This is a genomic window from Arsenicibacter sp. R0_47, assembly GCF_057652235.1.
Map to the genome: position 1 here is coordinate 143,624 of NZ_JBYFCJ010000011.1, position 14,504 is coordinate 158,127.

At 51.3% G+C, this 14,504-nt stretch carries 14 protein-coding genes; 2 read left to right on the plus strand and 12 right to left on the minus strand.

Annotated elements, in window-relative coordinates:
* Positions 1–28: 28 nt before the first annotated feature.
* Positions 29–229: a hypothetical protein gene (locus AC23NW_RS19120; protein ID WP_293832935.1), complete on the plus strand. Its 201-nt coding sequence runs from the start codon at positions 29–31 to the stop codon at positions 227–229.
* A gap of 59 nt (positions 230–288) precedes the next feature.
* Positions 289–642 carry a YraN family protein gene (locus tag AC23NW_RS19125; protein WP_487451311.1) on the plus strand — a complete coding sequence of 118 codons (354 nt, stop codon included), beginning with the start codon at positions 289–291 and terminating at the stop codon, positions 640–642.
* Between the two features lie 3 nt (positions 643–645).
* Here AC23NW_RS19125 and AC23NW_RS19130 read toward each other — a convergent pair whose 3' ends face one another.
* The 12 genes from AC23NW_RS19130 to AC23NW_RS19185 all read right to left on the minus strand — a co-directional run bounded on the left by AC23NW_RS19130 (position 646) and on the right by AC23NW_RS19185 (position 14,498).
* Complete coding sequence (locus AC23NW_RS19130; protein ID WP_293832931.1) at positions 646–1,116, minus strand: hypothetical protein; 471 nt, start codon at positions 1,114–1,116, stop codon at positions 646–648.
* Positions 1,117–1,233: 117 nt separating this feature from the next.
* Positions 1,234–2,373 (minus strand): 2-isopropylmalate synthase, encoded by a 1,140-nt coding sequence (locus AC23NW_RS19135; protein ID WP_293832929.1) that lies wholly within the window; start codon positions 2,371–2,373, stop codon positions 1,234–1,236.
* Positions 2,374–2,890: 517 nt separating this feature from the next.
* Entirely contained in the window at positions 2,891–3,961 is a 1,071-nt protein-coding gene (leuB, locus tag AC23NW_RS19140; protein ID WP_293832927.1) for a 3-isopropylmalate dehydrogenase, read from the minus strand.
* A gap of 92 nt (positions 3,962–4,053) precedes the next feature.
* Positions 4,054–4,446 carry a GxxExxY protein gene (locus AC23NW_RS19145; protein WP_487451314.1) on the minus strand — a complete coding sequence of 131 codons (393 nt, stop codon included), beginning with the start codon at positions 4,444–4,446 and terminating at the stop codon, positions 4,054–4,056.
* A 146-nt stretch (positions 4,447–4,592) separates the two neighbouring features.
* Positions 4,593–5,873 (minus strand): threonine ammonia-lyase, encoded by a 1,281-nt coding sequence (gene ilvA / locus AC23NW_RS19150; RefSeq protein WP_487451315.1) that lies wholly within the window; start codon positions 5,871–5,873, stop codon positions 4,593–4,595.
* Positions 5,874–6,014: 141 nt separating this feature from the next.
* On the minus strand, positions 6,015–7,058 hold the full coding sequence (gene ilvC, locus AC23NW_RS19155; protein ID WP_487451316.1) for a ketol-acid reductoisomerase: 1,044 nt from the start codon (positions 7,056–7,058) through the stop codon (positions 6,015–6,017).
* 53 nt (positions 7,059–7,111) lie between these two features.
* The gene (gene ilvN, locus AC23NW_RS19160; protein ID WP_293832919.1) at positions 7,112–7,645 is read right to left on the minus strand and encodes an acetolactate synthase small subunit; all 534 of its coding nucleotides are present in this window, start codon (positions 7,643–7,645) and stop codon (positions 7,112–7,114) included.
* 2 nt (positions 7,646–7,647) lie between these two features.
* A complete protein-coding gene (gene ilvB, locus AC23NW_RS19165) occupies positions 7,648–9,420 on the minus strand; it encodes a biosynthetic-type acetolactate synthase large subunit (protein WP_487451318.1) in 1,773 nt (590 codons plus the stop codon).
* 46 nt (positions 9,421–9,466) lie between these two features.
* Positions 9,467–11,164 (minus strand): dihydroxy-acid dehydratase, encoded by a 1,698-nt coding sequence (gene ilvD, locus AC23NW_RS19170; RefSeq protein ID WP_293832915.1) that lies wholly within the window; start codon positions 11,162–11,164, stop codon positions 9,467–9,469.
* A gap of 334 nt (positions 11,165–11,498) precedes the next feature.
* Positions 11,499–11,756 carry a Txe/YoeB family addiction module toxin gene (locus AC23NW_RS19175; protein WP_487451321.1) on the minus strand — a complete coding sequence of 86 codons (258 nt, stop codon included), beginning with the start codon at positions 11,754–11,756 and terminating at the stop codon, positions 11,499–11,501.
* On the minus strand, positions 11,749–11,997 hold the full coding sequence (locus AC23NW_RS19180) for a hypothetical protein (protein ID WP_487451323.1): 249 nt from the start codon (positions 11,995–11,997) through the stop codon (positions 11,749–11,751). Before AC23NW_RS19180 ends, AC23NW_RS19175 begins: the two co-directional genes overlap by 8 nt.
* A gap of 65 nt (positions 11,998–12,062) precedes the next feature.
* The gene (locus tag AC23NW_RS19185) at positions 12,063–14,498 is read right to left on the minus strand and encodes a 3-hydroxyacyl-CoA dehydrogenase/enoyl-CoA hydratase family protein (RefSeq protein WP_487451325.1); all 2,436 of its coding nucleotides are present in this window, start codon (positions 14,496–14,498) and stop codon (positions 12,063–12,065) included.
* Positions 14,499–14,504: the final 6 nt, after the last annotated feature.

Below are 14,504 nucleotides of genomic sequence, written 5' to 3' on the forward strand. Positions count from 1 at the left end.
AATTGTCTCATTCAAAATTAATTACGACATGAAACCGAGTTTATTCGACCTTCGCTTTGTTATCGGGTTGTTCTTCCTGATCGTTGGACTGATTGTAGTAGTGGCTTCGTTTGGCGAAAGTAAAATAGCCGATGGCAGCAAAATCAACCTGTATACCGGCATCGTTTTTCTGGTGTTTGCGGGGGGGATGCTGCTGAGCTTCCGGGCGAGTCAGAAATCTGATTCGTAACCCTATACACACAAGCCCTCTCTGTGCCTGACCGGTATGGAGAGGGCTTTTTCTTTTTTATGGCTGAACACAACAACACGGGCCGCGAAGGTGAGACCCTTGCCGCCAGCTACCTCGAACGGCAGGATTACCTGATTCTGGAGCGAAATTACCGGCATCACCATGCCGAGATTGATCTGATCGCCCGCAAGGGGAAGATGCTTATTTTTGCGGAGGTAAAGACCCGGACAAACCTCAGCTACGGCCTGCCGGAAGAGTTTGTCTCCTACACCAAGGCTAAACTCATTATGCGGGTAGCCGAACACTACATTTTCGCCAAAAACTGGCAATACGATGTCCGGTTCGACATTATTGCCGTCACAATCAACGGCAACAATGTCGAAGTTAAACATATCGAGGATGCGTTTTGCTGATTGTCAGGCGGTGACCGGTGCCGGTTCCAGCACACTTTGCGGGAGCTGAATGCGGGCAAGCAGCTGTTCTTCCAGCAGGTTGGCCCACTCATTCATATACAGCACCACATCGTCGCGGAGATTATGCTTCAGATAGCGCCGGTCGGCCGGCAGCCGCTTCAGAATATCCCGGTCCGAGAGCTTTTCCAGATGTTTTAAGTCTTCCAGCATAAGGCCGGCTCCCAGCATTTCGCTGATGACCAGGTCAATCGGCATCTGGCTGGTGGTGCAGTAGTCATCCACCTGCTCGTTCCAGTCGCCGTAACGCTGCATAGCATAAGCATGAATCTGATCTTTATTTAGCCGGGTGAGTTCCTGGGCCAGATTGCCGCAGTTGCAGCCGCCCATATGCCCCCACTGATAGGGAGCGCCCTCTTTCAGCTTACGGGCCGTACGGCGGAGGGCGTCAATTAACTGAAGGTTTGGTCGTGCCATACAAGTTGGTTTTTCGGGTGAGAACCGTGTGTGCAAGCGTTTTGTTTACCCTAATATACACAAAAATCCCGGTCCTGACAGGCCGGGATTTTTGTCTTGTACGGATACGGTTCAGTATTAACGAACCAGTTCCATCAGGTCTTTATCGTTTACCTGCTTACGGACATCAGCCATGTCGAGGAAACGCTTGTAGATGCCATCGAGGGTTGGCTTGTCATACCGGAAGCCCAGGAGCTCAAGGCGGTGTTTCAGCGCGTGGCGGCCGCTGCGGGCGGTCAGTACGATGGATGATTCAGGAACGCCGACATCATGCGGGTTCATGATTTCGTAGTTTTCAGCGTGTTTCAGGAAGCCATCCTGGTGAATGCCCGATGAGTGAGCAAAGGCATTCCGGCCGACGATGGCTTTATTTGCCTGTACCGGCATCCGCATCATTTGTGACACCAGATTGCTGACAGGGAAGAGGCGCGTGGTATCAATACCTGTTTCGAGCCCTAAATCCTTGTGTACTTTCAGCGCCATAACCACCTCTTCGAGCGACGTATTACCGGCACGTTCCCCGATTCCGTTGATCGTTACTTCGACCTGGCGGGCGCCGTTGGTGATACCGGCCAGCGAGTTGGCTGTCGCCAGACCAAGATCGTTGTGGCAGTGAATGGAGATAATAGCCTTATCAATGTTCGGTACATTGTTGAACAGGTACTGGATCTTCGCACCGTATTGTTCCGGCAGGCAATAGCCGGTTGTATCCGGAATATTTACCACGGTAGCACCGGCCGCAATAACGGCTTCCGTCAGGCGGGCCAGGAACTCCAGATCCGCACGGCCGGCATCTTCGGCGTAGAACTCCACATCGTCGATCAGGTTCCGGGCGTATTTAACGGCAGCAACGCCCTGCTCCAGAACTTTATCGCGGGTGCTGTTGAATTTGTTCCGGATGTGAATGTCTGATGAACCAATTCCGGTATGAATACGGCCTAGTTTGGCACTTTTCAGGGCCTCTGCTGCGGCATCAATATCACCCTGAACGGCGCGGGATAAGGCACAAACCCGTGGATTGGTTACTGCCTTTGAAATCTCGACCACCGACCGGAAATCACCGGGGCTCGAAATCGGGAAACCGGCCTCGATAATATCAACGCCCAGCCTTTCCAGTTCTTTAGCGACTACAACTTTTTCTTCGGTTGTTAACTGGCAGCCCGGCACTTGTTCGCCGTCTCGCAGGGTTGTGTCGAAAATGTAAACTCGCTGGCTCATGTTGCCTGATTAATTAGGTTTGATTGGTTTGACGATGGCACAAAAAAAGCCCTTCTTCAGGAGAAAGGGCCTCTGGTTTTATACAGATACATCCCTTCTCTCAACGTTGCTGACTACAACGTAGTAGTGTACTCTTGAGCGGCTGGGATTGCGTAGTGTCCATTGCGAAATTTCGCTGATTGCGTAATTACACCACAAAAATATTAAAAAATAGAAATCCGTCAAGTCTGGCCGGGTAAAAAAGTTAACAACTTCTTAATAGCGGTTATCTTGCTGATTGGTAACGATTTGGCGTATAGATGAAAAGATATTATGATTTATTTTAGTATGGGAGATGCTCCAAATAAATTGATCCTAGATAGGAAAAAGTCAATATTTTGATTGGCTGTATAAAACAGGATTATTTTTATTGTTATGCTAACTGTTTTATAATCAGCCGGAAAAGGAGGCTGAAAAATGGTTTTGCCGGATATAAAAAAGCCCCTGAAACGTTTCGTCGCAGGGGCTTTGAGGCGGTTTAGAGAGCGGCTAATACCTGCTCGCCCATCCCGGCCGTATTCAGAATTTTGTCGGCCGGTGTTGAGGCATCTGCAATATCCCGTGTCCGGTAACCGGCTTTCAGTACTTTATCAACGGCATTGACAACCGCGTCGGCTTCTTCTTTCATACCGAACGAAATGTCCAGCATCAGCGCTGCCGACAGGATTGAGGCCAGCGGGTTAGCCACGCCCATACCCGTAATATCGTGAGCCGAACCGTGGATTGGCTCATACAGGCCGGTTGTGTCACCAACCGACGCCGATGCCAGCATACCCATCGAACCAGCAATCTGCGACGCTTCGTCGGTCAGGATGTCGCCGAAGATGTTGCCCGTCACGACAACGTCGAAACGTTTCGGATCTTTGATCAGCAGCATGGCCGCCGCGTCGATGAACTGATGTTCTACTTCTACTTCCGGATAACGCTTTGCTACTTCCTGGATCACTTCCCGCCACAGCCGTGACGATTCCAGTACGTTTGCCTTATCGACCGAGCACAGCTTTTTCCGGCGTGTCATGGCGGCGTCGAACGCTTTGACGGCGATCCGCTCCACTTCGTAGCGGCTGTAGATCATGGTATCGTAGGCCGTGTCGCCGTCGTCTTTACGGCCGCGTTCCCCGAAGTATACGTCGCCGGTCAGTTCGCGGAAAAACAGGATGTCAGCACCTTTCAGGATTTCCGGTTTGATGCTTGATGCGCTCAGGAGTTCATCAAACAGTTTAATTGGCCGCAGGTTCGCATACAGACCCAGGGCTTTGCGGATGCCTAAGAGGCCTTGTTCCGGGCGGACCTTGGCGGTCGGGTCGTTATCGTATTTCGGGTGACCAACGGCGCCAAACAGGATGGCGTCAGAGGCCAGCGATTTCGTAATGGTTTCTTCGGGCAGGGGAGAGCCGGTTGCCTCGATGGCAGCGTGGCCGATCAGGGCCTCGTCGTAGGTGAACTCGTGGCCGTATTGGGCGGCGATTTTATCGAGTACTTGTTTACCAACGGCCGTTACTTCCTGGCCAATGCCGTCGCCGGCGATAACTACTATGTGTTTTTTCATTTTGTTAAATATTTGCCACAAAGCCGCAAAGACAATAAGGGGCACTAAGTATTATGGTAGCTCTGAAAAAGAAACGTTAACCTGCATTACTGCTAAAGCACAAACCGTTTAATTCCTTGCTTTATGAGCGGTACGTTAAAGTTTATCAAAAAGCCTAACCGCTTATCGGATAATCTGAGGTGACTCAGGATTTGAGCATCCCAGACCGCATTAACTTGTTCTACCGCTTTCAGCTCGCATATAACCAGGTTATTTACCAAAACGTCCAGACGTAGCGCTTCTTCAAATATTAAATTATCGTAAAAGATCGGAACAGTGACCTGTCGTTCACACCGAAAGCCATGTTTAGTCAGTTCATGTACAAAACAGAGTTCATATACTCGCTCAAGCAAGCCTGGTCCTAATCGTTTATGCACTTCAAAGGCAGCATTGACAATACCTTTTGCAATTTGTTCCTCATGGTCGGTTAGTGATCGAAAAGCCATTTCTACAAGACGTTAATGAATTTAGTCTCTTATTAGACTTTTCTTCTGAGAAAAGACACTCACTGATTAAGGCTTATGCAATCAGGTTTAAGAACGTTACATCTTTGTGCTTCTTCGCTTCTTGCCGTCTTTGTGGTTACCTAAAATCAAATCAGAAACTCAAACAGGTCAGGCTTGTCGTTCAGGTATTCGAAGGCAATGCGGGCGTCGCGCATGCGGGCAATAAGCGGCTCAAAATCGGCTTTCGCCTTTAATTCGATGCCGACCAGCGCCGGACCACGTTCCCGGTTTGTCTTCTTAGAGTATTCAAACAGCGAGATGTCATCAGTCGGGCCGAGTACGTCACTCAGAAATTCACGGAAAGCGCCGGAGCGCTGCGGAAACCGGATGATGAAATAGTGCTTCAGCCCTTCATAGAGCAGGGAACGCTCTTTGATCTCTTCCGTCCGCGTAATGTCGTTGTTGCCGCCACCGACCAGACACACCACATTTTTGCCTTTGATTTCGTCTTTCAGGAAATCCAGGGCCGCAATGCTCAGCGCACCGGCAGGCTCGGCCACAATTGCCTCTTCGTTATAAAGCTGCAGAATGGTCGTACAGACTTTGCCCTCGGGTACCAGCACGATCCGGTCCAGATTCCGGCGGCAGACCTCAAAGGTCATTTCGCCCGCCCGCTTGACGGCTGCTCCGTCGACAAACTTGTCGATTTCATCAAGGGTAATGACGTGACCTGCGTCCACAGAAGCCTTCATCGTCGGCGAACCCAGTGGCTCAACACCAATCAGTTTGGTTTTGGGGCTGAGCTGCTTAAACACCGTCGATACGCCCGAGGCCAGCCCGCCGCCGCCAATCGCCATCAGGATGTAGTCGATCCGGAAATTGGCATCCTTGAAGATTTCGAGCCCTACGGTGCCCTGCCCTTCCATGACCTGTAAGTCATCAAACGGGTGGACAAACGTGCTGTCGTGCGTATTGACATACTCAACCGCCGCGTGGTAGGCATCGTCATAGGTGTCGCCGGTCAGGACAATCTCGACAAACTCTTTCCCGAACATCCGCACCTGCTTTACCTTTTGGGCAGGCGTAGTGGTCGGCATAAAGATGATGCCCGTTACCGCCATTTTCCGGCAGGCATAGGCCAATCCCTGGGCGTGGTTACCGGCACTGGCGCAAACTACCCCCTTGGCAAGTGCTTCAGGCGATAAGCTGGCCATTTTGTTGTACGCGCCCCGTATTTTATAGGAGCGGACAACCTGTAAATCTTCCCGTTTCAGGAAGATATTAGCCTGGTAGTGGTCCGAAAGATTGATGTTTTCCTGAAGAGGCGTATGGGTGGCAACACCGCGCAACCGGTCGGCGGCCTGAAAGATATTGTCGAGGTCGGGAAAGGCGCTGAACGCGTCGACCGTGTCTGTTGAAGAGGCCATGGCAAAAGCAATTCGAAAGGACAGGGGCCTTATAGTGGTATGCCACAAAGACACAAGGCCAATAAGAGCCACAAAGAAACTTCGTGTACCTTATTGACTTCGTGGCTTTGTGGCAATTAAAACGTCGCCGGAAGTCCGGAATTAGTTACGCTCAGGACGCAGGCTACGTACGGTAGCACCTGAACGCCACATTTCTGAATCGCGCAGTTCTTTCAGTTCTTCTTCCAGTTTCTCACGGTAGTCCGGCTGCGAGTTACGTGTGATTGATACACGGGCCTGCTCGCCTGATTTAACCGAGTTATACAGTTGCTCGAATACCGGCTTCGTCGCATCGCGGAATGGCTTCCACCAGTCGAGTGCACCACGCTGAGCGGTTGTTGAGCAGTTGGCATACATCCAGTCCATACCGTTTTCGGCAACGAGTGGCATCAGCGACTGTGTCAGCTCTTCTACCGTTTCGTTGAACGCTTCTGACGGCGAGTGGCCGTTTGAACGCAGTACTTCGTACTGAGCGGCAAAGATACCCTGAATAGCACCCATCAGGGTACCACGCTCACCGGTAAGGTCAGACGTAACTTCTTTGTAGAAGTCTGTCTCGAACAGGTAACCTGAACCAACACCGATACCCATGGCGATTGCTTTTGTGCGGGCCTGGCCGGTAGCGTCCTGGTAGATGGCGAAGCTTGAGTTCAGGCCTTTTCCTTCTACGAACAGGCGGCGCAGCGATGTACCTGAACCTTTAGGGGCTACCAGGAACACGTCAACGTCGGCAGGAGGAATGATACCTGTCTGGTCTTTGTATGTTACGCCGAAACCGTGCGAGAAATACAGCGACTTGCCAGCCGTTAAGTATTTCTGTACCGTTGGCCAAAGTTCAATCTGAGCGGCATCCGACAGCAGGAAGCAGATGATTGTACCACGCTCCAGTGCTTCTTCGATTTCGAACAGCGTTTCGCCCGGTACCCAGCCATCCGCAACGGCTTTGTCGTAGGTTTTACCTTTACGCTGACCAACGATTACGTTGAAGCCGTTGTCGCGCATATTCAACGATTGGCCAGGGCCTTGTACGCCATAACCAATAACAGCGATTGTTTCGTTCTGGAGGACTTCTCTGGCTTTTTCAAGAGGAAATTCTTCGCGGGTTACTACTTCTTCTTCTAGACCGCCGAAGTTGAGCTTTGCCATGATTGGACTGGTTTTATGAAAAAATTATGGTAAAATGAACTGTAAAGGTAATGCTACAAATAGTATTCCCACTCAGCTTCAGGGAGATACTCGACCAGACCCTTTTCGGTCTTGCCGACAGCAACCCGCCCTGAACGCACGAACTCAAGAATTTCGTGCTGCCGGAGGTATTCGAAAAATTCGAAAATTTCTTTTTCCGTGCCCGTTTTTTCGATCACCACATAGTCCAGACCCCAGTAAACGACCCAGGATTTATACTGCTTGTTAATGGTCTCAATGTCGAGCGTTTTAGCGCCCAGCGGGGTTGAAATCTTGAAAAGTGCGATTTCGTTGAAAACGATTTCGTCGTTCAGGTAACCGAAAACCGCCATAACTTCAACGATTTTCCGGATCTGACGTACCAGCTTTTCCACATCTTCGCGGGAGTCATGCTTGATGACAATCGTGAAGCGGGATACACCTTTACGTTCGGTTTCTGAAACGGTCAGGCTTTCAATATTGATACGGCGACGGGTAAAAATGATCGTGATCCGGTTCAGTAATCCGATCGTGTTGCCGGTAAAGATACAGAGCGTGTAAGTTGTCATGATTACTCCAGGCGAATGTGTGATATTGGCGCTCCTGCCGGAACCATCGGGAATACGTTTTCTTCTTTTTCAACCACCACTTCGAGCAGATACGGGCCGTCGTGGGCCAGCATTTTCTCCAGCGAAGCATCCAGGTCTTCGCGCACGTTGCAGGTGTGACCGTCGACGCCGAACCCTTTGGCAATCGTAATGAAATCCGGATTCTGAAGCTCTACGAACGAATACCGGCGTTCGAAAAACAGCTGCTGCCACTGGCGTACCATGCCGAGGAAGTTGTTGTTCAGGATGATCGCTTTGACCGGTACTTTATTCTGGGCAATTGTCCCCAGTTCCTGTAAGGTCATCTGGAAACAACCGTCGCCGATGATGGCAACCACCTGACGATCCGGTGCACCTACCTGCGCCCCGAAAGCGGCCGGTAAGGCAAAGCCCATCGTGCCCAGACCACCCGAGGTAACCAGACTGTTTGGCCGCCGGAACTTATAGTAACGCGAGGCCATCATCTGGTGTTGACCTACGTCGGTTACCAGAATCGATTCGCCATTCGTTTTGATCGACAGAAGGTCCAGCACCTCACCCATTTTGATCTTTTCAGTCGAAGGGGCCAGTGACGGAACGGTGATTTTTTCGTGTTCGATCGCGTCAAATTTTTTGAATTCGTTCAGCCATACCGCGTGGTTATTGGGCTGAACAAGCGGCATCAGCGCATTCAGCGCTTCTTTGGCATCGCCCACCACCGGAGCATCGGCTTTGATAATCTTGTCGATTTCGGCAGGGTCGATTTCGATGTGTACCACTTTCGCCTGTTTAATAAAGGCGCTGACATCACCCGTTACACGGTCATCGAAACGCATACCGATGGCGATGACAAGATCACATTTGTCAGTCTGAACGTTAGCTCCGTAGTTGCCGTGCATGCCCAGCCAGCCCACATAATTCGGGTGGTCGGTTGAAATCGACGACTGACCCAGCAGGGTAGTTGCCACCGGAATACCGGTTTTTTCGACAAAAGCCTTCAGTTCTTCTTCTGCTTTTGAAATCAGAATACCGTGACCGGCGAAAATATAGGGACGCTGCGCGTTATTGATCAATTCGGCAGCCTTTTCAATCTGATCCTGTTTCGGGACAACCCGTGGGCGATAGCTGATGATCGACTGGCAGCGTTCATAAACAAACGGCTCCGACATCAGTTCGATCTGCGCATTTTTGGTAATGTCAATTACCACCGGCCCCGGACGGCCCGATTGTGCGATATAGAATGCCTTTGAAATAATCTCCGGAATTTCGTCGGCGCTGGTAATCTGGTAGTTCCACTTCGAAATCGGCATGGTAACACCAATCACGTCGGTTTCCTGGAACGCATCGGTCCCGAGCAGCTTGCGGCCCACCTGACCAATCAGACACACCATCGGCGTTGAATCGATCAGGGCATCGGCAATAGCCGTGACCAGGTTCGTTGCGCCCGGACCCGACGTAACGAGGCAGACCCCCGCACGACCGGTCACACGGGCATAGCCTTCGGCAGCATGGCCGGCCCCCTGCTCGTGGCGGACGAGAATATGGTTCAGGCGATCCTGGTAGTCGTACAGCGCGTCGTAGACGGGCATGATCGCACCACCGGGATAACCAAAAATTGTTTCGACACCTTCGGCAACGAGTGCTTTCATCAGGGCTTCTGCTCCCGAGATGATTCTGGCTGGCGCTGCCGCCGGCACCGTTGTAGGCCCATTCGGTTGTTGGGCTTCCGATTCGGATAATAAAACCGTTGCTTCCATGACGGTTATTGGTGTTTTAGTTGTTGTCTTTCGCTGTTACTGTCTATTATTCTTCGTCGGTAACGCAGCCTTCGTCGGCCGGTTTTACCGAGCGGATGAATTTGCCAAGCGCTCCTCTGGTAAACTTCGGCGCCGGTTTCACCCACTGACTGCGGCGGAGTTCCATTTCTTCGTCAGAAATGTGCAGCGTCATTTCGCGGCCCTCGGCATCCAGTGTAATGCGGTCGCCGTCTTTAACAAACGCAATCGGACCGCCTTCACAAGCCTCAGGTGTAATGTGGCCTACGACGAAGCCGTGTGTACCGCCTGAGAAACGGCCGTCTGTAATCAAGGCAACCTTGTCGCCCAGACCGGCACCCATGATTGCGGATGTCGGCTTCAGCATTTCGGCCATCCCCGGACCGCCTTTCGGACCTTCGTTCCGGATAACGATCACCTGTCCCGGCTTAATTTCGCCTTTGGCGAGGAAGTCGAGGATTTCGCCCTCGTGTTCACATACTTTGGCAATACCCTCAAACCGGAGGCCTTCTTTACCGGTAATTTTAGCGACCCCGCCCCGTGGTGCGAGGTTTCCGTATAATACCTGAATGTGACCGGTCGCTTTCAGTGGCTGCGACAGCGGGAACACAATCTTCTGTGATTCAAACTCAAGGTCCGGCGCTTCGGCAAGGTTCTCGGCAACGGTTTTGCCGGTAACGGTCATACAATTGCCGTGGATCATGCCCTGGCTGTGGAGGTACTTCATGATGGCTGGTACACCACCAATGGTCAGTACGTCTTCCATATAGTATTTACCGCTTGGCTTCAGATCCGCCAGTAACGGTGTGCGGTCGCTGATTGCCTGAATGTCGTTCAGGGTCATTGGCAGACCGGCTGCCCGTGAAATTGCGAGGTAGTGCAGCACCGCGTTGGTTGAGCCGCCCAGCGCCATTACGATGGTCAGTGCGTTTTCGAGCGATTCGCGGGTAATAATGTCTTTCGGCGTAACACCCAGCTCCAGCAGGCGCTTCATGGCAGCACCGATCTTGCGGCATTCGTCCTGCTTGCCTTCGTGGGTAGCCGGATAGCTGCTGCTGAACGGCAGGCTCAGGCCCATGGCTTCAATACTTGATGCCATGGTGTTGGCCGTATACATACCGCCGCAAGCCCCCGGACCCGGAATCGAGTTCTGGATAACGCCTTTGTAATCTTCGTCAGAAATGTTGCCGGCCAGTTTTTTGCCGTATGCCTCAAAAGCCGAAACGATGTCCAGCTTCTGGCCTTTATAGTGGCCGGAGCGGATGGTGCCGCCATAGACCATGATACCCGGCCGGTCGATGCGGGCCATCGCCATCACCGCACCCGGCATGTTTTTGTCACAGCCTACTACCGTAATGACGCCGTCATACCACTGGGCATTTACGACTGTCTCAATTGAGTCGGCAATCATGTCACGGCTGGGCAGCGAATACTTCATCCCTGCATTACCGTTGGTCATACCATCAGAAACGCCGATGGTATTAAAAATCAGGCCGACCATGTCATTTGCCTGTACCCCTTGTTTCACATACACTGACAGGCCGTTGAGGTGCATGTTGCACGGGTTACCTTCGTAGCCGGTGCTGGCAATCCCGATCTGTGGTTTTTCCAGATCGCTTTCGGTAAGGCCGATACCGTATAACATGGCCTGAGCAGCCGGGTTACTTACTTCCTGTGTCAGTGTGCTGCTGTAGCGGTTCAGTTTAGTTGTTTCGGTTTGTGACATGGTCTTATGTATCGATGGCTTTGGCAAGGGTTAGCAATAGCCAGGTTTTGTTGTCTTGGTATCTGATAGAAAAAAAGCCCCCTCTCGCGTGAGAAGGGGCTCAACCGTTATCGTAACGTCCCGATCTCACGCTGGTTTACCAGGTGACTAGCTCAATAATGACGATGACGGTTGATGAAAACATTTATTTTATACTGTTAGTGAAATTTCGCTGGTGGTGTAATCACGCTGTAAAGGAAATAATCCTTTTTTGATTGTGCAAGGGAAAGTGGTTTTTTTTAACGAAAAAAGCCAAAGGGTCAGTCCTTTGGCTTTGTATGCGTGTGTATTCGTTTTAATAATGCCATCTGCACTGAATAATAATCAGCGACTCATCTGTAACTTTATATACGAGCCTATGCTCATCGGTTATTCGTTTTGACCAGTAACCTTTAAGTTCATGTTTTAACGGTTCAGGTTTACCCAAACCACTAAAAGGGGGACGCTGCGTGTCTTCAATCAGTTCAATTACTTTTCTGAGAATCTTAAGGTCGGTTTTGGCCCAATAAAAAAGGTCCTCTTGCGCAGTCTGTTCAAAAATGGCTTTACGCATCAGGTAATAATGCTTTTAACTGCGTCAAATCAACCTCTGTCAGATGTTGTCCTTCATCAACCCGCTGAATAGCTTCCAATAAACGGGATCGGTTCGTTGCTGTACTCATCAGGTACGCTGTTGTATCGGTATCATCTGCCTCAATCGTTACCTTAATATCACGATTTTTGAATAAAGTTTTAACTGCCTGCAAAAACTGACTGTCTAACTCTGCTTCGTTTAAGTGGATTGTCGTTGTCATAGGAAGCGCTGTTTTACAAAAAAAGGGCTTCCATTCGGAAGCCCTTAAAATTAATCAAATTGCTGTTAATTCCGGAGGGGCTTGCCGCCTGACAGCAGGCTCTGAATCCGCTCGAGAGTTTTCTTCTCGCCGGTCAGCGACAGGAAGGCTTCACGCTCCAGATCAAGCAGGTATTGCTCGGTAACGGTCTGCGGGGCGCTGAGGTCGCCGCCGCAAATAACGTAAGCCAGCTTGTCGGCAATCTTCACGTCGTGGTCAGAGATATAACGGCCCATACGCATGGCCGCAACACCTGCCTTGAATAAGGCGATACCTGTTTTGCCCTGTACCTTAATATCATTCCGCTGCTTTGGCTGTACATAACCGTTTTCGGCCAGTTCAAGCGCGGCTTGTTTGGCTTCGGCTATGAGGCGGCTGCGGTTCAGCACAATCTGCGCCGACGGTAGCAGGTAGTTCATTTCGCGGGCTTCCTGCGCCGAGGTCGATACCTTCGCCGTGGCGATATTCATGAACGCGTTTTGCAGAATGTTCAGCTCGGGGTCGCCGGTTTGGTACAGATCGCTGGCGCGGGCGGCCATCTCCTTCGTACCACCACCAGCCGGAATCAGGCCAACGCCGACCTCAACCAGTCCCATGTAGGTTTCGGAATGAGCCACCACACGGTCTACGTGCAGGTTCAGTTCGCAGCCACCGCCGAGCGCCAGGGAGTGCGGCGCACCGACCACCGGAATCGACGAATAGCGGGCACGCATCATCGTCTGCTGGAACTGTGAAATCATGAGGTTGATCTCGTCGAATTCCTGCTCGATGGCAAACATGAACAGCATCGCCAGGTTGGCACCGGCTGAGAATGCCTCCGTCGATTCGTTGCCGATAACCAGACCACGGAAGTCTTTTTCGGCAATCGCAATCGACTTATTAATGCCTTCGATCACTTCCGCGCCGAAGGTATTCATTTTCGTATGGAATTCCAGGTTCAGAATGCCGTCGCCAAGGTCATACAGCGTTGAGCCGGCATTTTTCCAGACGACGTTGTTGCTCAGGTTCTCCAGAATAATGAACGACTCGGTGCCCGGAATGGTCTTGTAGCTCTTCGTCGGGATGTCGTAGTATTTACGGGCGCCGTTTTCTACCTTATAAAAGCTGTCGAAACCGGCGTCGAGCATGTCGTATACCCATTGCGCTGGTTTCTGGCCCTGTGCTTCAATCAGTTCAACACCTTTGCGGACGCCGATGGCATCCCAGGTTTCAAACAATCCCATTTGCCAGCCAAAGCCGGTTGTGATGGCGGCATCGATGCGATATAACTCATCCGAAATCTCCGGAATACGGTAGGTAGCGTACCGGAAGCCATCGGCAAAAGTGCGGCGGTAGAACTCACCGGCTTTATCTTTGCCGGCCAGCAATACCGGAAAACGCTTTTTCAGGCTGTCGATAGCCTTTGTGCTTTCCAGTGTTGCGAACTTTACCTTCTGCGAAGGCTGGTAGTCAAACGTTTTCAGGTCAAGCGCCAGAATGAGCGTTTTACCGGCTTCGTCTTTTGTCTTTTTATAGAAACCCTGACCGGTTTTGTCGCCCAGCCATTTGTTTTCCATTAATTTCTGGACGGAGCCCGGGAGCTGGAAGCTGTCGCGTGACTCATCATGCGGCATTTTTACCAGGTTATTGGCTACGTTCACCGTCGTGTCCAGACCAACCACATCCGATAACCGGAAGGTCCCCGATTTAGGCCGGCCAACTACCGGACCAGTCAGTTTATCGACCTCTTCAACCGTCAGCCCCATGTCTTCGGCAATCCGTATCGTCTGGATCAGGGCCTGAATGCCAAGGCGGTTGGCAATAAAGCCCGGCGTATCCTTGCAGAGAACGGTTGTTTTACCCAGATACAGGTCGCCGTATTTCATCAGGAAATCAATGACGGCCTGATCGGTGTCGGGGCCGGGAATAATTTCCAGCAGGCGCAGGTAGCGCGGCGGGTTAAAGAAGTGAGTACCGCAGAAATGCTTCCGGAAATCCTCCGAGCGTCCTTTTGCCAGTAGGTGCATCGGAATTCCCGACGTATTTGTTGTGATCAGGGTTCCCGGCTTGCGGAACTGTTCCACCCGCTCATAAACGGACCGCTTAATATCCAGCCGCTCTACGACGGCTTCGATTACCCAGTCGTAGGTGGCTATGTCCTTTAAATTATCGTCGAAGTTGCCCAGTTTCACCCGTTCAGCAAATTTAGCGCTGTAGAGCGAAGCCGGAGAGGCCTTTAACATCGCCTGCCAGGCATCATTCACAATACGGTTACGGACCGCCGGACTTTGGAGCGTTAACTTTTTAGCCTCTTCGGCTGTATTCAGCGCCGCAGGTACGATGTCGAGCAGGAGCACTTCAACACCAATGTTGGCAAAATGAGCCGCAATCCGCGATCCCATAATACCGGAACCCAAAACGGCTACACGCCGGATGGTACGGTTTTTAGTTTGTGTCTGTGGTTTTGAAAGGGTTGCCTCCATATGTCA